General features: G+C 41.9%; 13 protein-coding genes. 7 read left to right on the forward strand and 6 right to left on the reverse strand.

The features are described from left to right. Positions 1–74 precede the first annotated feature (74 nt). The 3 genes from AC1XUO_RS05460 to AC1XUO_RS05470 form a co-directional block, all read right to left on the reverse strand. Positions 75–902 carry a polysaccharide biosynthesis/export family protein gene (locus AC1XUO_RS05460; protein ID WP_483328757.1) on the reverse strand — a complete coding sequence of 276 codons (828 nt, stop codon included), beginning with the start codon at positions 900–902 and terminating at the stop codon, positions 75–77. 228 nt (positions 903–1,130) lie between these two features. Then, the gene (locus tag AC1XUO_RS05465; RefSeq protein WP_483328758.1) at positions 1,131–1,865 is read right to left on the reverse strand and encodes a tyrosine-protein phosphatase; all 735 of its coding nucleotides are present in this window, start codon (positions 1,863–1,865) and stop codon (positions 1,131–1,133) included. A 780-nt stretch (positions 1,866–2,645) separates the two neighbouring features. After that, entirely contained in the window at positions 2,646–4,559 is a 1,914-nt protein-coding gene (locus AC1XUO_RS05470; protein ID WP_483328759.1) for a hypothetical protein, read from the reverse strand. A gap of 1,071 nt (positions 4,560–5,630) precedes the next feature. Between AC1XUO_RS05470 and AC1XUO_RS05475 the strand changes: the two genes are divergently transcribed. The 3 genes from AC1XUO_RS05475 to gmd all read left to right on the forward strand — a co-directional run bounded on the left by AC1XUO_RS05475 (position 5,631) and on the right by gmd (position 9,030). Continuing rightward, the gene (locus AC1XUO_RS05475; protein ID WP_483328760.1) at positions 5,631–6,632 is read left to right on the forward strand and encodes a mannose-1-phosphate guanylyltransferase; all 1,002 of its coding nucleotides are present in this window, start codon (positions 5,631–5,633) and stop codon (positions 6,630–6,632) included. 227 nt (positions 6,633–6,859) lie between these two features. Further along, positions 6,860–7,801: a GDP-L-fucose synthase gene (fcl, locus tag AC1XUO_RS05480; RefSeq protein WP_483328761.1), complete on the forward strand. Its 942-nt coding sequence runs from the start codon at positions 6,860–6,862 to the stop codon at positions 7,799–7,801. Positions 7,802–7,887: 86 nt separating this feature from the next. Beyond that, entirely contained in the window at positions 7,888–9,030 is a 1,143-nt protein-coding gene (gmd, locus tag AC1XUO_RS05485) for a GDP-mannose 4,6-dehydratase (RefSeq protein WP_483328762.1), read from the forward strand. 253 nt (positions 9,031–9,283) lie between these two features. Here the strand turns inward: gmd and AC1XUO_RS05490 are convergent, their stop codons facing one another. Beyond that, positions 9,284–9,463: a hypothetical protein gene (locus AC1XUO_RS05490; protein ID WP_483328763.1), complete on the reverse strand. Its 180-nt coding sequence runs from the start codon at positions 9,461–9,463 to the stop codon at positions 9,284–9,286. A gap of 596 nt (positions 9,464–10,059) precedes the next feature. Here AC1XUO_RS05490 and AC1XUO_RS05495 point away from each other — a divergent pair. After that, complete coding sequence (locus AC1XUO_RS05495; protein ID WP_483328764.1) at positions 10,060–13,404, forward strand: ExeM/NucH family extracellular endonuclease; 3,345 nt, start codon at positions 10,060–10,062, stop codon at positions 13,402–13,404. 255 nt (positions 13,405–13,659) lie between these two features. Then, positions 13,660–14,121, forward strand: coding sequence for a hypothetical protein (locus AC1XUO_RS05500; RefSeq protein ID WP_483328765.1), 462 nt, complete (start codon positions 13,660–13,662; stop codon positions 14,119–14,121). A 93-nt stretch (positions 14,122–14,214) separates the two neighbouring features. Here AC1XUO_RS05500 and AC1XUO_RS05505 read toward each other — a convergent pair whose 3' ends face one another. Together AC1XUO_RS05505 and AC1XUO_RS05510 are read right to left on the reverse strand one after the other, a co-directional pair. Beyond that, positions 14,215–14,655 (reverse strand): hypothetical protein, encoded by a 441-nt coding sequence (locus AC1XUO_RS05505; protein ID WP_483328766.1) that lies wholly within the window; start codon positions 14,653–14,655, stop codon positions 14,215–14,217. A 416-nt stretch (positions 14,656–15,071) separates the two neighbouring features. Beyond that, on the reverse strand, positions 15,072–15,527 hold the full coding sequence (locus AC1XUO_RS05510) for a ferritin-like domain-containing protein (RefSeq protein WP_483328767.1): 456 nt from the start codon (positions 15,525–15,527) through the stop codon (positions 15,072–15,074). Positions 15,528–16,178: 651 nt separating this feature from the next. Here AC1XUO_RS05510 and AC1XUO_RS05515 point away from each other — a divergent pair. Next, entirely contained in the window at positions 16,179–17,237 is a 1,059-nt protein-coding gene (locus tag AC1XUO_RS05515; protein ID WP_483328768.1) for a calcium:cation antiporter, read from the forward strand. 596 nt (positions 17,238–17,833) lie between these two features. Then, positions 17,834–20,974 (forward strand): SusC/RagA family TonB-linked outer membrane protein, encoded by a 3,141-nt coding sequence (locus AC1XUO_RS05520; RefSeq protein WP_483328769.1) that lies wholly within the window; start codon positions 17,834–17,836, stop codon positions 20,972–20,974. Positions 20,975–20,985 lie beyond the last annotated feature (11 nt).

Below are 20,985 nucleotides of genomic sequence, written 5' to 3' on the forward strand. Positions count from 1 at the left end.
TTGTGACATCCTATTGAAATTTCAGTATGTAAGTAATTTTGCTTCACTTTATATTTATCCTCGGAGCTTCTGCTCTACTTGGTCAGGTTTATGATCAAAATACCTAATGTGCCAATACCGCCAATGATGGAAGCGATTACAGGTACCAGCTGTTGGCGTCTATCTGTTGCTGCCAATCTCGTTTTGACGGGTTCCACATATATAACATCATTTTTGTGCAGATAGTAGTACGGAGAGTTGAAAATTTCGCGGGAAGTCAGGTCTAATTTTGCATATTGTCTAACACCGTTTTCCTCCCTGATAATCATGACATTATCACGCTTACCAAAAATTGTAAGGTCTCCGGCAAGACTCAATACCTCTGGCAAACTTATTTTTTCATCAGGTATTACATAGATCGCCGGACGACCAACTTCTCCTAAGACAGAGACCTTGAAATTCAAGGTACGCACAACTACCGATGGCTCTTTCAGGTAATTGGTTAATCTCATCCTGATTGTGTCTGCGGCGACAGTTGTCTTCAAGTTTTTTACATTAACCTTCCCGATAAGTGGAATTTCAATGTTACCTTCTGTATCCACCAGATATCCTAATGGTTGCAAGCGTGCACCAGCACTTGTTGTTGAATAGTTCGTGCTTGCCGTCATGGCTGTATTGGCAATATTAAACATCTCATTTGCCTCAGCATTCAAACTACCGACAACAACAGATAAAAGATCATTGGTCTGAATGGTGGGTGTATAATCGTGGCTTATCTTTTGTGAAGAATTCCGTAAAGTATCCCCTTGAAAATATACAATTGACTTTGGTGATACACAGGAAGTAGTTCCACCCCATACGGCTATGTAAAGTAGTACCAGATAAATACTGTATTGGGTGAGTTTGGAAAACGTATTCTTCATAAGTTGAGATTAGATTGGTTGTTTGTTAACTATTAAATAATTGAATTTTAAATAATTATACAAGCAAAACGACACTTTGATAAATGGGGGTAGTGGGAGATTATTAAAAGCCAGTTGTAACGGTAAAATCTAATAATCCCGACAAAGTTATATAAAGTTATTTTCATTTCTACATTTTCCGATCAAAAATTTCTAATACTAATGTAGAATAAATTCTAAAATGTTAAACTACTGAGTAAGAAGTTTTTGATTTTGAAATGGATACTTGGAAAGCCATGATGACTTGTCACCTTTGGAGATCATTTCCAAATGCTGCATGCGGTGTGCGTCAGTGCCTAAAAATGTGATTAATCCATTTTTCAAAAGCCATTCTGCCATCTTATGTACATTCTCTCCGTAGTAACCTCCAAGGGATAATATGTTTACCTGAAGTTCACATCCCTGGTCGCTTAATTTTTTGTATACGGATGGATCGGAATAAAAATAGGTGTAACGTTCCGGGTGTGCCAAAACGGGCTGATAGCCTTTTTCTATGATTTTGAATAATGTTTCTGAGGTGTTCATCAGCGGGGTAGAGTAGGGAAGCTCTACCAGTAAGCGGTTTCCGGGTAAAGTCAAAAACTGTTGGCCGGTGGTCAGGATCTCAACAAAATGTTCGTCGATGAAATATTCTGCTGCTGCATTCACCTCAATCGTGAGTCCTGCTTTCTTACAGGCCGATCGAACATCTTTAAGGCCGTCTAAAATTACTTCGGGAGAATTTCTGTAACAGTCCCACATCACGTGGGGAGTAGTGTAGATGCTGGAGTAACCGAGGTCTTGCAGTTTTTGTACCATTTGTACAGATTCCTCGATGGTCTCTACGCCGTCATCAATGCCGGGAATAAGATGAGAATGTATATCCATTCCAATCCTTTCCAAACTTATTTCTTTCTTTTTCTTATCGAATAACCAGTTGAGCATATATTTTAACGGGTGCCCCAAAAATCTCCTTACCGAGGATGACCCACGGGGCGGTTACTTATTTTCAGGAATATTGTGTATTAAAGGGTAAGGCAAATTTAATGCAAAAAATTCGAGACTTCACAGAATATTGCTTGGAATTATTCAATAATAATACAAAATTCATAAATAAACGTTTTCTATTGAAGTATTCCTTTTTTTTTCTGTACTATATAATTTTTGTAGCGTGTTTGTCGGAAAATTTTTTTTTCGTCGTAGTGCGAATTTTACAATAGTCACCTGAATTTTTTGACAAAGATTAAAAAACGATAATATACAGTATGCTATTGGATTACATGGTTAAATATCTGTTCCAAAAATGCTGGCATTCGCGATAACGTTTGTAAACTTATACATCTGGGGCAGATTATGATTTTCGGATGGTATGAATATTAGAAAAGTTCTATTAGTTAGCTCGGCATTAATTTTAGTTATGTATCAGTCTTTGTACAATGTGTAGACTTTGACGACATCGCTTACCCAGGATAGATAAAATGCGTAATTCATTACGGTTACGTTACCAAAATGCATATTTCTATTACAATGAAATACGGAACGAATGGTCTATACGATTACTTAAACTACATTACTGAATCGGGGATTAAATTTTCGCTAAATCGATAACGGATGACATTAATAGAGAGGAGACGTGTAATGTTTTCACCAAAGAAATAGATAGTTAGGGGGCTATCAGATCAATTAAAATAAGTCTCATTGGATCTTTGAACCTACATGTGCTGGTTATTTAGTTGTACTTTTCTCAATTAATGGGTATTTCCCTTTCCAGTCAACGATTATTTTCGTTGAACCACAGTTTACATTAAGTACTCGATTCACCAAATTAATCATCGGGCTTTGGACCACTGGCCATATTTCGAATTGAGTCTCCATTATACCGTTGATAGAAGTTTGGGGAACAGAATTTGCAAGTCCGTCTGGATCTATCTTTAAGCCCGGATTATATTGAATTTTAAGATGATCTCCAATATTATTTACATACTCCACTACAAAGTTATTCCAGGAAATCTTGATTTTGTTTGAAATCAATTTCTGCTTGAATTTCTCAAAGCTCGTATAGTTTTGTGAGGAGTCCACTTCAAAGATGAAGCCAGTCTTTTGGAAATCACTTTTTACAACGTTAAAACCTTCCAGCCCCTCTGTTGTTAAATTTTTTTCAACATAATATGGTTTTAACGGCTTTATTCCGATGTATGTGCTGCCCTCCCTAACGAAGATCCACCCCTTGACTTCCACCATTTCGTCCACCGTTTTCGGTAATCGCAACATACCACGTTTTATTAAATGATCAGCATGAGCACTACGCCAAGCCCATTTTTCTGGTTTGGGTTTATTCGGCCACGGGTCTTTGTCTGGGATATCAAACAAAACGATTGCTGTATTTTTACTTTGCGTCGTTTGCATGAACGGAGAAACACTTCCCTTGTACCACGTATTAGGAGTCCTGTCTTTGATATTATCGCTACTATTCCAATATGGATGGAAACAATTTATATAGTTGTATCTATTATTACTACGCCAAATGATGTTAAAACCGTTGATGTCATGATCCGTATAACTGCCACCTGGAATCCAACGAAAGTTACCTGTTCCCATTGCAAAACTAGTGCCGCGATAACCTTTACGAATCATCATGTGGGGTGTTCCAGTGCCATAAAATCCAAAAGTAGGTGCAGATGATTTAGTTTCAAAGGGGCTATATTTTCCAAGGGCTATATCGTTAAATACACTTGGCGGAGATACCTCCGAGAGTGCACAATAAATAGCATGATTTGTACTTGGGATGTTTGTAAAAGTTTTTAATGATACTTCATGTGTATTTAAGCCCCAGCCCCAGTATAACCAATTCTGATATATCGTCGGCGATACAGCTTTGGCTAACGGACGGTAGTCTTCCTGAGAAATCATTCGACCGTAGGGTGCGATAATTCCTCCGTCGAAATTGTTAAGTGATAATATTGACCATTTATATAATAGAAATGCTTCTGCTATAGCTTTGACTTCAGTATCTTGGGAATATTCTAACAATATCGCTACAGGATAGTCCATGATTACTTCGTAAGTAGTAGAAAGATACTCGTAGTAGCCTTTCTCGTATACATTTTTAAAAGTTTTTCTAAGTCTTTCCTTCATTTCTGTTTTCAATTGCTCACTAGTCATACCGTTTACCCATTTTGCATCCGGAAAATACTGAGCAAATAGATAAGCACTAGTCCACATCATAGTTGCATGATTTTCCGTGCCATGTCCCATAAATCCCTCGCCGTTCTTCTTATCAATTTTTGCGAGTCTTTCCAGATCTGTTTTAATAGTAAGAATTTGATCAGGTCTAAAACTGCTTCTATACTTACCCAGGGCCAGCGCAAGCCCAGGAAAATCGAAGATTGACTGATTTTTATTACGAAGAACATTTGTAATGTAGTTCAAAGCAATTGAATCCTTAGGGTTATTCCAGAGTATTGCGCATGCTTTTGGTAATCCATATTTTCCTCTTTCGTTTAGCTTGACGTCAGCCAGCCCTTTTAGCAACCAAGCTTTTCTCTGAGGATAAGTATCCAAGGATTGCGAATATGTGGAGGAAGTAAATAAAAATATGATTTGTAGAATTAATAGCAGGCGAAAAATGATAATCTTCATGATTTGTTGAGCAATATTATTGATACTGAGTTTTAAAATTCAAATTCGTCACATACAGAAGTTTCTATCTTACACCTTAGTCCAAAATAACTCACAGATAAAGTATAGGAACCTCGCAATTGGAACGTGCAACACAATACAGAAATTGCCTATGGAGAATTAGCTCTTGACCTTAACAATGGGTAATTCACCTGGAGGTGTGTAAGTTTAGAAGGTGCATAATCTTTATCTAATTTGATGTAAAATTAGTTTTTGAGGATATGATCTAATACTACGGCTAATATAAAATATTTGTCATTCGTAGTTAGTATAATTTTATACCGATTCTCAAATTTAAATTTGTGTGAGGCAAATTAAAATATGGTTTACCATCATTTCGAAACTGTTGTTTTTGCTAAATTTTCCTTATTTATTTCTTGTAAATAAAGTTACCGTTTAAAAAATATTTTTTTGTAATATTCCAATATTAATTTAAATATAAAATTCATGACCTGATGATGGCAAGACTGATATTTCCAACGTTTTATGTGCATGGATCATCAATAAGATAATCGCGTGACTGATTTTTATTCAGCAGTCCTGCTGAATCGAATTCCTCCCAAACCATATCTGAGGAGCATTTTTATTGTTCAAACCGGTTGTTTTTATAAAGCCGGAATCACCAGCGCAGGATGAATATCCGGAAATTAATACCTTTAAAATTTGAAAATACGGCAACATACGATCCTGAATTTTATTAAATTTTCAAGTTTACCGTATAATAAGATTGTCCTGTTGGATTATGAAAACTGACAGAATATCTTTAAACTTCTGATAGATAAGGCAAAACAATGTTGTGCTGATAGCCGATTTTACCCCGTTTTATTGTAGAATTAATTGGGATTGGTTAAAATTGAAGATGTGTATGTTGTACAACCGAATCTGGCCTGACAAAGGTATTTTACAGGGATTGTTCCGGATTAAATTTCGAGGTAACAGTTTATGTATTTTTTGTCAGATAAAAATTTGACTAGTGAAAGTAGCGTAAATGTGTAACCGTTCATTTTTAACCCAAACATAAAAAAGTAAAATATGTCCATTCTACATGTAGTTCTATCAGGGGGTGTTGGCAGTCGCCTTTGGCCCGTATCAAGAAAGTCAATGCCAAAACAGTACATTCCCATGTTTGGCGACAAGTCTTTGTTTCAGCTGACAGCCGAACGTAACAAGGATTTTGTGGATAGTACAGTGGTCGTTGGAAATAAGGATAATTACCTTTTATCCCAGGCCGATCTGATCCGCGCAGGTGTGTACCAGTATTCTGAAATTATTGAAGCGGCTCCGCGTAACACGGCAGCTGCCATCGCTTTTTCTGCTTTTGATCTGAATCCGGAAGACGTGATCCTGGTGACGCCTTCGGACCACATCATCACCAATGAAGAGGCTTATGCCCAGGCGATCAACGAAGCAGTCGAACTGGCAAAAAAAGGGTTCGTCGTCACTTTCGGCATCACGCCAGCCAAACCTGAAACAGGTTATGGTTATATAGAATATGAAGGCAATGAGGTAATCTCGTTCCGTGAGAAGCCAAACCTTTCAACAGCCGAGCTTTTTATTGAGACCGGGAATTTCCTTTGGAACAGTGGTATGTTCTGTTTTCAGGCGGGCGTATATCTGGAAGAACTTAAAGCGTTTGAGCCGGAAATATATGAGACTTCCCTGAAAACCTGGGAGGCGCGTAATGGTTCTTTCCTTCCTGAAACGGAAACGATGCAGATACCTTCGGTCAGCGTGGATTATGCGGTAATGGAAAGATCCTCAAAAATCAAAGTGGTTCAGGCAACTTTCGGCTGGTCTGATCTGGGATCTTTTGAATCGATCTGGGAACACTGGGAACAGCAGGGCGAAGTTCATCGCTTCAAGCAAAACAACTGCGTGGTTGGTTCAACGAAACATGTAGAGTTCCTGGGTGTCAGTAATCTGATGCTGGTCGAAACCGCGGATGCGATCCTGGTTTTGGATAAAAGCAACTCGCAGGACGTAAAAAAAATCTATGAGAGATTGGAACGGGAGATTCCGGAGTTGGTAAGGTAAATTTTTTTAATTGTTAATTCCGGGTCGCCGGTGCGATTAATGATTAATTGTTAATGCCGGACCGCCGGTGCGGTTGGAAGAGGAATGATTTGATTAATAAATGACTTTGACTGTCGGCGCGGTCCTTCGTACAGTCGGCAGTCACTTCTCAAATTATTCAACTTATTATCTATAAATTTTACTACGAGCAAAAAGCCGAAAGCCGATTGCCGAAAGCCGAAGTTAAAATGGAAAAACACTCAAAAATATACATTGCCGGGCATCGTGGGATGGTGGGTTCGGCGATTGCCAGAGGGCTGGCGAAAAAGGGGTTTGAAAATATTGTGACCCGCACTTCTTCGGAATTGGACCTTCGGAACCAACAGGCTGTTGCGGATTTTTTTGCGGAGGAGAAACCGGATTATGTTTTTCTGGCAGCTGCCAAAGTGGGCGGGATTCTGGCAAACAATACTTACCGCGGTGAGTTTTTGTATGACAATCTGATGATGGAAGCCAATGTAGTCCACTCGGCGCATCTGCACGGTGTGAAAAAACTGATGTTCCTGGGTTCATCGTGCATCTACCCGAAAATGGCTCCGCAGCCTTTGCGTGAAGATTATTTGCTGACAGGTCTTTTGGAAGAAACTAACGAGCCTTATGCAATCGCAAAAATTGCCGGGATCAAACTTTGTGAAGCATACCACGACCAGTACGGAAGTAATTTTATCAGCGTGATGCCGACGAATTTGTATGGTTACGGAGATAATTACGACCTGAACAATTCGCATGTTCTACCCGCGCTGATCCGCAAGTTTCATGAAGCCAAAGAAGAAAACAAACCCTTTGTGCAGGCCTGGGGAACCGGCTCACCGATGCGTGAATTCCTTTTTGCCGATGATCTGGCCGAAGCCTGTTTGTTTTTGATGGAAACTTACAATGGTCGCGAGCTGGTCAATATCGGAACGGGTGAAGATTTGTCCATTAAAGAACTTACAGAGCTGGTTGCAAAAACAACAGGTTTTGAAGGAGAAATAAAATGGGATACCACAAAGCCGGATGGAACACCAAGAAAATTGATGGATGTATCCAAACTGCACGGTTTAGGATGGAAACATACCATTGAGTTACCGGAAGGAATAGCCCTGGCCTACCAGGACTTCCTGACAAATCAGGAAATTTATACAGTTTAGTTATAACATATATTTCAACCGCTTAAAGTCGACGGCCGACCGTGCGACGGACCGAGCCAAAAACCGAGAGCCCAACATCATAATCAATGTCAAAAGTAGCACTAATTACCGGCGTAACAGGACAGGATGGCGCATACCTGAGTGAACTTCTATTAAGCAAAGGATACACCGTTCACGGTATCAAGCGCAGAAGTTCTTTGTTTAATACGGATCGGATTGATCATTTGTATGAAGACCCGCATGTAGACAACGCGAAGTTTATCCTTCACTATGGAGATTTGACAGATTCTATGAATCTGACAAGAATCATCCAGGAAGTTCAGCCGGACGAAATTTATAACCTTGCGGCCATGAGCCACGTGCAGGTAAGTTTTGAAATGCCGGAATATACGGCCAATGCAGACGGTATCGGAACTTTACGTATTCTGGAAGCGGTTCGTCTTTTGGGTTTGACCAAAAAAACGAAGATCTATCAGGCGTCTACCTCTGAATTGTATGGTTTGGTTCAGGCGGTTCCTCAATCGGAAACAACACCTTTTTATCCGCGTTCTCCTTACGCAGTTGCCAAACTGTATGCCTATTGGATCACAGTGAACTATCGTGAGGCGTACGGAATGTTCGCATCAAACGGAATTCTTTTTAACCACGAATCACCACTTCGCGGCGAAACTTTTGTAACGCGGAAGATCACAAGAGCTGCGGCGAAAATTGTGCTGGGTCTTCAGGATTGTTTGTACATGGGGAACATCGATGCACAGCGCGACTGGGGACATGCAAAGGATTATGTGGAGGCGATGTATCTGATCTTGCAGCAGGAAACTTCTGAAGATTTTGTGATCGCCACAGGTGTAACGACACGTGTACGCGAGTTCATCCGTAAAACATTTGCATTCCTGGGCGTTGAGCTATTGTTTACAGGCAGTGAAGAAAATGAAGTGGGCACGATCGCTTCAGTGGATTCTGCGCGTCTTTTGGAATTGGGGATTGCATCAGGTGATCATTTGAAAATTGGAACACCGGTTTTGAAAATCGACCCAAGATACTACCGCCCGACGGAAGTGGAACTACTCATCGGTAACCCCGCCAAGTGTGATGAAAAACTGGGCTGGAAACCAAAACATACGCTCGATATGCTGATTGAAGATATGGCTACCTCCGATCTCCGTTTGTTCCAGAAAGATCAGTTATTGTTGAAAGAAGGGTTTGGGGTGATGAATTATTTTGAATAGAAATTGATAAGAGCTGGTTGGAGCCAATCCGACCAGCTCTAAATGATATTTCCAGCACGTTGGCTTCTTATATCATATCTTCTAACTGGCGAAAGAATATGTTTTGATATATTGTATTATTCTAAGATCAATAGTAGGATAAGTCGGGTTAGCGGGTAAATGTTTTAAAGCCAGAATTTGTCGTAAATAAAAATACCGTTCATGACCATGAACGGTATTTTTTTGTATGCTGTTGAATTCTTGTTCTCCTATTTTAGTATACGTTTTGAGTTGAAGTTTCCAAGGGAGCATGTGCGTGTGACTGGCTGGCTGGTTGCTTAGATTCTTTTTCAAACCGCCACAGTTTTGAGATATTTTCATAAACGAAAATTACTGCCAGACCGAAAAACATCACCACGATAGTAGCAAATGTTTTTAAATAATTCTTTTTCATAACTTCTATTTTGCTGGGTTAATAGAGGAAACAGTTTTAGACCTGTTAATGGGTTGAATATCAAAATTTTAATTGTTATTCAAAATGGAAATTATTAAATTATTTATTAAAATTTTACAGTGTAGAAGAAGTCATAAATCCGGTGTAGAACTAATCAGTTGCTTACAATCAAATTACATGCGGCGACGCCATTTCTTGTAAAATTAATTGCATAACGCGTTCGTTTGATACCAAATGTGCTTGTTTTACTCCCGATAGATCTGTGCTAAAATTTGAAGGTTTATACTTCATTCGTTTTGTCGAATTTTTCTCAATTTCAATAGTAGAATTTTGTAATTTTTGTGATGATTGGCATACACTGATGGACCGTTTGTTTCATACACGCTTTTGTGAACCAGGCGCTAACGAACCAATTTATTATCATCAGAGGTCGAGATATTTAAATGTATCGTTAAGTCTTGTGATTTTGGGCATGATATCTTAAATAGATACCCGAGTGATAATTTACTTTACCTCCCCAAATCTTCACATTCCCGTAATCCCGCCCAAAAACCGCCTGGCTACCTTTGCTGACTAACTAATCAGCAAACTATATAATGAAACATCCTTTACGGAAACTGAGGATTATTACTTTCCTCGTATTGACAATCATGGCCACGGCAGTATGGCCGTTATTGGCACAAACAAATCCGACGGCGCAAAACCTGCCTTTTTCATTTACTTCCTTGACAGGAGAAACGCTGCCGGTTGGGATGGCGGTCCACAAATTTGGCACCATTCAAAGTAGCAGAACGCTTGCACCTGCTTCCGATGACATTATCCGTGTAACAACTGTCACTGCCGGAGGTTGGCGTGATGAGGCTGATAATGGGATCAGCCTGAACGCATCCGGCACTCAGCCAGCCGGTGCGGTTCTGGTTGTTATTAATACGTCCGGTAAAACGAATATTCAGGTAAAGTGGCAGGCGCAAACCATTCATAATGGGGTAAATACAAATAATCTGGCTTTGCAGTACCGGGTTGGTACCAGTGGGGATTTTACGGATCTGGGTGATGATACGCAGGTGTATACTTCGGGTGCAACGGGCGTTGTGGCTTCATACGGCCTTACGCTTCCTGCGGTTTTGGAAAATCTCACAGAACCCGTGCAGCTTAGGTGGGTTTACTGGCAAACCGGTACCGGTGCCAGGGACCGTATCGCGCTGGATGATATAGAAATTTCTTCGGGTGTTTCTGGCCCGGATGTAACAGGACCAGTTGTCAGCACTTTTGCACCATTGGACAATGCCTCGAACGTGCTGTTGAATTCCAACCTGGTATTGACTTTTAATGAAAATGTTGTTCCTGGAACAGGTAATATTGTGATCACAAATGCTTCGGCAAACACAAGCCAGACAATAAACGTGACATCGACAGACGTATCCGTAACTTCTAATGTTGTCACGATTTCCAATGTTGTTTTGGATAACGGGATTCCTTACTATGTTACCGTTGATGCCGGGACTTTTGCCGACAATGCCGCCAATGTTTTTGCCGGAATATCCGGTCCAACAACCTGGAATTTCACGACCGTGGCAGCACCTGGCGTCCCTGTTAAGATCAGTGCGATCCAGGGAAGCGGTTCAACAGCGGCCATTACGGGCATACAAACGGTTGAAGGAATTGTTACCAGAACGTTTTCAGGAGCAACCGGGCTGAACGGATTTTTCGTGCAGGAAGAGGATGCCGATTCAGACGGAGATGCAGCAACTTCTGAGGGGATTTTTGTATACAATCTCCCGACCGATGTGGCCGGAATGGTGAGCCCGATGGAAGGAGACAAAGTGAATTTAACAGGAACGGTTCAGGATTTCGTCAGCACGACAAGCGGCGTCACAACCAGCTCCACACAGATCAGATCACTGACGAATTTTACAAATCTGGGCCTTTCGGCATTACCCGCAGTGACGACAATCAAACTGCCGGTTGCTAATGTCTCGGATCTGGAACGTTACGAAGGTATGCTGGTTGATATCAGTGCGACCTCAGGCAATCTGGCTGTAACCGAGTATTTTCAGTTGGGCCGGTATGGACAGGTTTTGCTTTCCGCGACGGGCGCATCGAACCAGCCAGGCACGGATGCACGGCTGGATCAGTTCACACAGTTCAATTTGCCAAGCACGACTGGATATGCAGCTTACCTGGCTGAAATAGCAAAACGGAAAATCATTCTTGACGACGGCAGCACCCGTCAAAATCCGGATCCGATTATTTTTGGCCGGAATGGTAATCCTTTGAGCGCAACAAACACTTTAAGAGGTGGTGATGAGGTAACAAATATCGTCGGCGTACTCGATGAACGTTTGGAAGGATATAGAATTCAGCGTGCGACCGGGGTGAATTTCCTTCCGGTCAATGAACGTCCGTCATCGCCTCCGTCTCTGGCGGCAGCAACGCTCAAAGTAGCCAGCGCCAACGTTCTGAATTATTTTACGACGCTGGATAATGGTCCGGGCGATTTCCGGGGCGCTAACAATGCAGAGGAGTTTACCAGACAAAAAGCCAAGATTATCAAGGCGCTTATCGGCACGGATGCTGATGTGATCGGGCTGATGGAAATTCAAAATAACGGGACAACACCGACAACTGCTTTGCAGGACCTGATCAACGGGCTAAATGCAGATGCAGCCGGTACTGGAACTTATGCTTTCGTTAACACAGATCCTTCGTTAACCGGTTTTACTTTATCAACTGATGCAATTACGGTAGGGATCATTTATAAAACTGACAAAGTTAGTCTTGTCGGAAATGCTGCTGCGCTGACGACCAGTACGACTTTCGACGCGGTAGGGAGAAGGCCATTGGCCCAGACTTTCAGTCAGAACTCAAACGGTGAAATATTTACCGTGGTTGTTAATCACTTTAAATCGAAAGGATCGAGTTCCGGTGGAGCGGGTGATGCTGACGTTGATGACGGGCAGAGTGCTTCCAATGGAACCCGTTCCCGCCAGGCAACGGACCTGGCCGCCTGGCTTGCAACAAGGCCAACCGGAACAACCGATCAGGATTATTTGATCCTTGGTGATTTAAATGCTTATGCCATGGAAGATCCGCTGAGAATTCTGGAAACTGCCGGTTATGCAAATCAGCTGCCAGCTACTTCCTATTCTTACGTTTTTGACGGACAGACGGGATCTTTGGATCATGCACTGGCCAGTTCGACGCTTGCATCGCAAATCACCGGAACAGCAAAATGGCATATCAATGCGGATGAGCCGGGTGTGCTGGATTATAATACAGAATTCAAGACGAATGGTCAGATCGCCGGTTTGTATGAACCGGATCAGTTCCGCGCTTCGGATCACGATCCTGTATTGGTCGGACTGGACCTGACAAACCCACTTCCGGTGCGTTTGGTTTCCTTCACGGGGAAAGCAGTGTATGGGACAGAATCTTCTCCAAAAATCCTGCTAAGCTGGACAACAGCCAGCGAGGTTAACAATGAGAAATTCGAAATCGAAAAAAGTAGTAACGGGAAAAATTTCGAAAAGATCGGAACCGTTTCAGGAAAGATCACCACAGCAGTAAGATCTGATTATAATTTTGAAGATACGGAAGCAAAGACGGGCCAGCTTTATTATTACCAGCTGAAACAGATTGATCTTGATGGCACTTCGGAACGTTCACGGATCATTGCGGTCCGCACTGATTCTTTCGAAGGGAACATTCATGTTTATCCAAATCCAAGCGCAGGTAGTTTCTCAATCTCGGGAGCAGATCCTAAGACGACTTTTAGTCTGTTTGATGTAATGGGAAGGAAAATTCAGGTCATCGCCCAACCAACATCGCAGCATGGCATTTATAATATCAAACCGGCTCAGTCACTTTCCTCTGGTATGTACCATCTGGTATTAAGCAATGCCGACGGCGAAAGTAAAACGCTGCATATCCTCGTTCAATAAAAACTGTTAAAAAAAATCTTGGCCTTCTGACAATCAATGGTTGGAAGGCCTTTTTTTTGATTTCTGATTTTGGATCAAATGCCTGGTTCAGCATACCGAAATGCATTTCATCTTGCCTGCCGAAAAATTGATTTTTAAAACCAGGCTCGTTTTTTGTATTGTATATTCTTAACTAACGAAAATTACCGGAATGCCGACGGGGAGGAAATTGTAGAAAACTGAACAAACATCAATAATAATTGAGCTATTTGAATCATGAACGAAAAAGAGACAGAAAAAGAAAATACTGATATTGAAATTTATCCGACAGACAACGCGCTCAATATTATTGTGAATCGGCAACCGCTCGGCTCACTAAAAGAGCAGGGGCCAAAATACATTCTAAGAATTGTAAATCATGTGCCCGTGCTCGTCTTCCTGGGTCAGAATCCTGAAGATTCATTTTTTAAAGAAATAAACTATCCGGTGATCCTGAAGCGTGCGGATACCGACTGGGTTGATCAGCCGCAAATCAAGATAAATCTTATTTCCAAAAATGCCACCGGTGGAAATGCAGCTACCTTGACTGAGGAGATACATCTTAGCCCATCAGATTCTGCGCAAATCCGGGAGTCATGCAAAAATCAGATTGGTAAAACGGCCGAATACATTGAATCGTCGATCATCCACATTTACGGCAGAGAACATCAGCATGAATGGCTTCAGAACTTTGACTGAGTCAGGCGGATTTCAGAAATGCATACAAACGGCTGAATTCTGCATGACCTTTTATTTCAAGGCCATGCAGAATTCCGCTTTGAAATTTTGAATCTAGATTTTTACCACATCAAAACTTTCGCCAATGGGTGAACCCCCTGCATAACTTACATTCATCGTAATCGTCAGCGTGTTATAGGTCAGTACGCCAACGCCTTCGTAACGACCAGTCACGCCGTCAATGGTAATATCCTGGCTGAAAGTGATACTTTTTGAATCGACAAACTTTACATTCTTAAAATCCAGCAACCGGGTTTTTCCGGTAAGAGAGGTGTCCAAATGCGTGATGGTGATGACATCATCCTCCGCCTTGTAGATTTGCCAGACCACCGTGCCGGTAATCTGATCGTTGGCGTTAAAGATTTTACCCCGGTAACTACCAAAATACAGCGTTTCCAGCTCAGATTGGGGTTCGGGATCTTTTTTACAGGAAAGAAATGCCAGGCAAATCAAAATGATTGATAAAGCCCCGGCACTCCGGATAATTGTTTTCATACTTATTTAAATTATGGTCTGGGTTAATGGTATTACTCGGTAACTCACGTATTGCGTAATTGTCGTTTGAGTGAAGTGCTGGCCAGGTCAGTTCCAATTCATGGCCTTTTTTAAAGCAATCGAAAAACTTAACAATCACTGTCAGAATCAAAATCCGACTATGAAAAGTTACAACTATTTTCAAAAAGATACAGAAGTAATTAATACCTTTTTTTATCCGGTAGTAATTGTTAGTATATACTGCTAAGAAATACTTTATTAAGCTATTTCACATTACCGTTAAATCAATAACCGGTGGGGGAGATAAAAGGAGTGGTCAGCCGGGGAGTGGGAGATGGTCGGGCAGGATTTAAAATGTAGTTATAAAAAAAGCCGCCTCTTGTGAAGGCAGCTTTCTTTACCAGGCTTTCTGCAAATTAAGCTTTCGCCGCATCACGAAGCGCCTTAATTTTATCATGCGCCGCATTGATGTGCAGTGATTGCGTTCTAACGATATCAAGCGCATCAGGAGTTAATTCTGAACTGCTTAATGCATCCTGATAAGCTTTTTTGATTGCATCTTCGCCACGTTCCGCTTCCGACAGAATGCTAGCTCTGTCACTTCCGCCGAACAACGATTTAACATCGATCCATACGCGGTGTAAAGCACCACTAACGCTATTTTCTGTTTCCAGATGCGCAGCAGACCCCGCAACTGCCGCCAGCTGCTGAGAATTTTGACGGCTTTGTTGAGCATATTCCTCAAAAAGTGCTTTCAAATCAAAATTCTCATCATTAATATCCTCAATTACTTTTTCAAAACCTGCTGTACGATCGTTATTGATTTCAATAAGATCACTGATTACTCCTGATGTATTTGATGAAGTCGACATAAAATTTATTAATTGTTTGTTGAATAGTAAATGTGGTAAAGAATATCGTGCCACATAACGATGGGGAGAAAAAATTGCGGTGAGGCCAGTCCACAGAATGCATCACTTTTTTTCAGGACAGGCAGTGATTTGACCCACTTCAAAGCTTCAAACGATATGTTCGCAATATCTGTGTAAAATGCTGTAAACGAGTTTTATGGGTTAAAAATAATTAGGTAACAACATAATCCGGGTTGTTCTTAGCGTTGATAGAAGTAATAAGATATTCTCAGATAATTCTATTCTGGTGCGTATCCGTTCACATCTGCAGGGTGTCAATGGCGTAATCGCAGGAGCTGAAAACACATGCAATCTGTGAATAAAATTGGATAACGTTGAAGCTTAAATTTCACAGTATGCCCTTGCATTGAACGAATGGGTTAGTGGGCAGGATCTTTATGGGCCGATTGGTTTTTGAATAAAATAGAGTCTGGTTCAATCTAATTTTATAGCATTCTTATTACATATCTCAGTCGGGAAACTCATTTGATTAAAAAGTATTTCTGTTTTTTGACCCTTACCAAGGGGATGATTATGCTCAAAGTTTGTTACTAAGGTAGGAAAGACTAATTCTTTATCATTTTATAAATAAACTATCGAGCTTCCTCAATTATGAAAAAAATCTTTCAATGGACCTATATAGCACCTCTTATCGCGTGGATTTTTTACTTTTTATTACCAGGTGATCCAAGTCTGGTGATCAACTTATTGGCGATCTTTGCTTTAATCGTCGGTGTACTCTCGGCGGTGCATCATGCAGAAGTCGTGGCTCACAGGGTTGGCGAACCTTATGGAACGATCATATTGGCAGTTGCTGTAACGCTTTTAGAGGCTTCCATTATTGTATCTTTAATGTTGACCGGTGGCGCAGGTGCTGATACCTACGCGAGGGACACCTTATTTGCAGCCGTGATGATCATTCTCAACGGTATACTCGGAATCAGCATGCTCGTAGGAGCACTGAAATATAAAGAACAAACTTTCGAGACAAAAAGCGTTACCATTGCTTTGGTAAGCTTGGTTTCGATTCTGGTGCTGACTCTTATACTGCCCAATTTTACTACCAGCATTGCCGGCCCTTCTTACAGTGCTCCGCAGCTTATTGCAATCGGGATTTGCTGTCTTGTCATCTACGGCTCATTTTTGTTTACGCAGACGATCAGACACCGGAAATATTTTCTGACCGGCGCAACGGGAGAAGAGAAAGCAGTCACGAAGGTGGAAGCCATCATCAGCCTGGTCCTTTTACTGGTTTGTCTTGGTGTGGTAATTCTACTCGCCAAAAAGCTTTCGCCAGTCATTGAAGGAGAAGTTGTTGCAGCAGGTTTACCAACGGCATTGGTGGGTGTCGCTATTGCAGCAGTTATTTTGCTACCGGAAGGAATAGCGGCCATCAGGGCTGCGAGGCGTAATCAATATCAGACCAGTATTAATCTTGCCCTGGGTTCGGCATTGGCAAGCATTGGATTGAGCATACCCACGGTTGTTATCGTTTGCACAATTATGGATTTGCCTCTGGTTCTTGGCCTGGACATGAAATCGATGGTGCTCCTGGTCCTTTCTGTTTTTACAGTGATGCTTTCACTAAACAAAGGTCAGACGAATAGTTTATATGCAATTGTACTTCTCGTAAATCTGATGATGTACATTTTTACGATCGTATTTCATTAAGATTAGCCGTTCCTTTCTGAGGTGAGCGCGGCAAATTTTTATTTCAATTAATTTTCCGTGCTCACGATCAGTTAGTCTCAGGTACTACCTGGTCTGGCATTTTTGATTTCGACTATCAGCACCTGGTATTCGTCCAAATTATCGTTTTTGGATTCGTCTTATAATGCAGAGCTTTACCTTGGAATTTCTTATGTCTGATGGGAGACTATTCTCACCGGTACAATCAAAAGCATTTTTGCTGCCTGTATATGAAATCTGAATATCGGACAGATTATCAAAAAGTCAAAATTTTTCACTTTTTACTTTCTTGATCAAGTCACTGTCCGTTGAATTATTCCATTGAACTATCTCCATTTTTCTTGTAAAAGTGTAACCAAAATTAAATTAAGAAAAATAAATCATCTAAAACTGATATTTATTTAAGTGTATCGGTGACAAATAATAAAATTATTATACATTTGTATTATAGGATTGATCCTTTTAAAAATTGGATATAATCTGACTTTTCAATTGTCTGTCTTTCGTTTCGGTCTCTTTTTTAAGGGGATTTTTATGCTTTTTAACAATTGTCATTTTAACATGTAAAATCAATGTGTATGAAGAATCGATTACAAGTCTGTTCCTGGTTGAAGGAAAATTGGTTTAGTGGTCCTGTGCTTTTATTGATGCTGTCTTTCCAGATCGCATGGGCCGGGAGTATTGCAGATCAGCAGGTTGCAGGAAAAGTAACGGCAGATAATGGCGAGGCATTACCAGGCGTCAATGTTACGCTGAAAGGAACCAGCCAGGGAACGGTTACTGATACCAAAGGAGAGTTTACAATGAGTGTGCCTTCTGGAAGCAGTATCCTGGTTTTCAGCTTTATTGGTTATACCAGGCAGGAGGTAACTGTTGGTACAAAAACACGTATTGAGATTCAGTTAGTTGCCGAAAGTCAGGCTTTGGAGGAAATGGTCGTGATCGGATATGGTAGCCAGAAAAAATCTTCTCTGACCGGTGCCGTTTCATCAGTTTCTCCAAAAGAGCTTACTGCGCTGCCGGTTATCAGCGCGGAGCAGGCTTTGCAGGGCAGGGTGCCCGGCGTCAGGGTTGTTAATAATGGTAGTCCGGGGCAGACACCCGTTGTACGTATAAGGGGGATCGGTTCAATTAATTATGCCTCGGGACCACTTTACGTGATCGACGGAATTCCGGCAGGGGATCTGAATAATCTTGACCCAAAAGATATTGAGTCGCTGGAAGTATTAAAAGACGCCAGCTCGGCGGCAATCTACGGTTCACGCGCTTCTAATGGTGTGATCATTATTTCGACTAAAAAAGGCTCGAAAGATGGAAAGCTTCATGTAAATCTGGATACCTATGTAGGAACGCAATCAGCCTGGAAAAAACTTGATGTGCTTAATACCGATCAGTATATTCAATATGCAACTGCGCTTCTTGGGAACGCAGGCATTGCGATGCCGGGCCGGCTTTCTGATCTGAATCAGCCGATCTATCCCGGTGCCACGCAGACTTTTGCCCAGACAAATACCAACTGGCAGGATGTTATGTTCCGCAATGCGCCGATTCAGCAGCACCAGATATCGGTATCTGGAGGGAATAACGTTTCCCGGTTCTTTACTTCTGCTGGCTATTTCGACCAGGAAGGAATTTTGATCGGTACCAATTACAAGCGTGCAAATGTTCGTTTAAATTCTGATCATCAGGTAACCAAATTCCTGAACATTGGACAGACTTTGACCGTTTCCTATGACAAGTCCCGCGGTGAGCAGGGTTTTGGAGGAGGACGTACCGCTGTGATGCAAATGATCCGGAACCTGCCTTACTGGCCGGTTACTGACCCGACGAAACCTGGCGGATACAGCTCGCCAACAGCCGCGGATGGTAGTGACCCGGACAACCCGGTGCGAATTGCACTGATGGATGTCACGCGGAACCAGCGGTTGAAATTACTGGGTTCCATTTTTGCCGAAGTGAAACTTGCCAGCTTTTTGAAATATCGTTTCAGTTTTGGTGCCGATATTGTTTCAGCGAACACAACCAATCAGTTTCCAATTTATAATGATGGGTTTAAGTCGCGGATCCAGTACGAAATACAAGACAACCGCACCAGTTATTTCTCACCTGTCATTACCAATCAGCTGACTTTTGAGAAAACTTTTGGCAAACACATGCTGAATGTAACAGCGATTGTTGACAAGCAAAATTTCCGGACCAGCACGTTGAATGGATCGGGTTACCGGCCAAATAATGATATCGACGAGTTGCAGGGGGCTTCCAATCCGAACGCGACCAGCACATTTGACGAAAGCTCATTGCTTTCTTATGTCGGACGTCTGAATTATGAATATGCAGGAAAATATTTGCTAAGTGGCTCAATTCGGAGGGACGGCTCTTCCCGTTTTGCACCAGGAAATAAATGGGGTACCTTCCCGTCACTATCACTCGGATGGCGCATCAGCGAAGAGGAATTCTTAAAATCGGTTCCTCAGATCTCAGAGCTTAAAATCCGTGCAAGTTATGGACAAACCGGATTTAACGGAATTGGAAGTTACGCCTGGCAGGCACTCGTGGCCGCTGATAACAGCAATTATGTTTTTGGTGGAAATAAAGTTTTGGGTTCGTATTTCAGCTCCCTCGCCAACACAGAATTGAAATGGGAAAGTACCACCATGACCAATCTTGGAGTTGACCTGGCTTTGTTTAACAACAGCGTAACATTTACTGCTGAGACCTACCAGAGAAATACAGACGGATTGTTGCTTCAGGTGCCGATTCCAAATTCTGTGGGTTACTCGACTTCTCCATTGTCAAACATTGGAAGTATGAAAAACTGGGGTTACGAATTCCAACTGGGTTACAGTAAAAATGACGGCGATTTCAAATGGAATGCCTCTGCCAATCTGGATATTACCCGGAATAAAGTATTGAGCCTTGCTACGGAAAGTGCTACGCTATTCTCGGGAGCCAATGCAGATTTTGGTGGATCTGATATCACCAAGACAGAAGCCGGCCACCCGATACAGTCCTTCTTCGGATGGCAGGTGGATGGTATCTTTCAGAACCAGGCAGAAATCGATGCAGCCAATGCCTTGGGAGACGAACAAACCAAGTACCAGGACGCGGCAGCACCGGGCGATATCCGCTTCAAGGATTTAGACGGTGATGGACGAATTACACCATCGGACAGGACATACCTGGGTAGTTTTATTCCAAAGTTCAGTTATGGGGCAAATTTTGGCGGAAACTATAAAAACTTTGATTTCACGTTGTATCTTCAAGGCGTGCAGGGCAATAAAATTTACAACGGAACGAAGGTGATCGAGCAGGGGATGCTTCGTCTTTTTAATGCCGGTACGGATGTACTTAATGCCTGGACACCAACCAATACAGATACGGATGTGCCTAGAGCTATCAGTGGTGACCCAAATAACAACAGCCGTACGAGCGATCGCTTCATCGAAAACGGATCTTATATGCGGGTTAAAAATATTAGCTTCGGTTATACGTTACCGTCAAAGATGTTGTCGACTTTGACAAGAGCGACAATCACGAAGGCCAGGATTTATGTTTCAGCGACCAACCTGCTGACGCTGACCAAATATTCAGGACTTGATCCGGAAATCGGGGTGAACGGATCGTCTACTGATTCGGCAACGCAGCTGATCAACGGGATCGATTACGGAATGTACCCGCAGCCAAGAACACTTCAGGTAGGTTTGAGTGTAGGATTTTGACATTGACACTT

The organism is Dyadobacter sp. HNCC25DJ186 (assembly GCF_056895235.1).

Bases quoted from the DNA above. Each gene is read 5' to 3' on its own strand.
- AC1XUO_RS05460 (WP_483328757.1), bottom strand. From the start codon at position 902: ATGAAGAATACGTTTTCCAAACTCACCCAATACAGTATTTATCTGGTA.
- AC1XUO_RS05465 (WP_483328758.1), bottom strand. From the start codon at position 1,865: ATGCTCAACTGGTTATTCGATAAGAAAAAGAAAGAAATAAGTTTGGAA.
- AC1XUO_RS05470 (WP_483328759.1), bottom strand. From the start codon at position 4,559: ATGAAGATTATCATTTTTCGCCTGCTATTAATTCTACAAATCATATTT.
- AC1XUO_RS05475 (WP_483328760.1), top strand. From the start codon at position 5,631: ATGTCCATTCTACATGTAGTTCTATCAGGGGGTGTTGGCAGTCGCCTT.
- fcl (WP_483328761.1), top strand. From the start codon at position 6,860: ATGGAAAAACACTCAAAAATATACATTGCCGGGCATCGTGGGATGGTG.
- gmd (WP_483328762.1), top strand. From the start codon at position 7,888: ATGTCAAAAGTAGCACTAATTACCGGCGTAACAGGACAGGATGGCGCA.
- AC1XUO_RS05490 (WP_483328763.1), bottom strand. From the start codon at position 9,463: ATGAAAAAGAATTATTTAAAAACATTTGCTACTATCGTGGTGATGTTT.
- AC1XUO_RS05495 (WP_483328764.1), top strand. From the start codon at position 10,060: ATGAAACATCCTTTACGGAAACTGAGGATTATTACTTTCCTCGTATTG.
- AC1XUO_RS05500 (WP_483328765.1), top strand. From the start codon at position 13,660: ATGAACGAAAAAGAGACAGAAAAAGAAAATACTGATATTGAAATTTAT.
- AC1XUO_RS05505 (WP_483328766.1), bottom strand. From the start codon at position 14,655: ATGAAAACAATTATCCGGAGTGCCGGGGCTTTATCAATCATTTTGATT.
- AC1XUO_RS05510 (WP_483328767.1), bottom strand. From the start codon at position 15,527: ATGTCGACTTCATCAAATACATCAGGAGTAATCAGTGATCTTATTGAA.
- AC1XUO_RS05515 (WP_483328768.1), top strand. From the start codon at position 16,179: ATGAAAAAAATCTTTCAATGGACCTATATAGCACCTCTTATCGCGTGG.
- AC1XUO_RS05520 (WP_483328769.1), top strand. From the start codon at position 17,834: ATGAAGAATCGATTACAAGTCTGTTCCTGGTTGAAGGAAAATTGGTTT.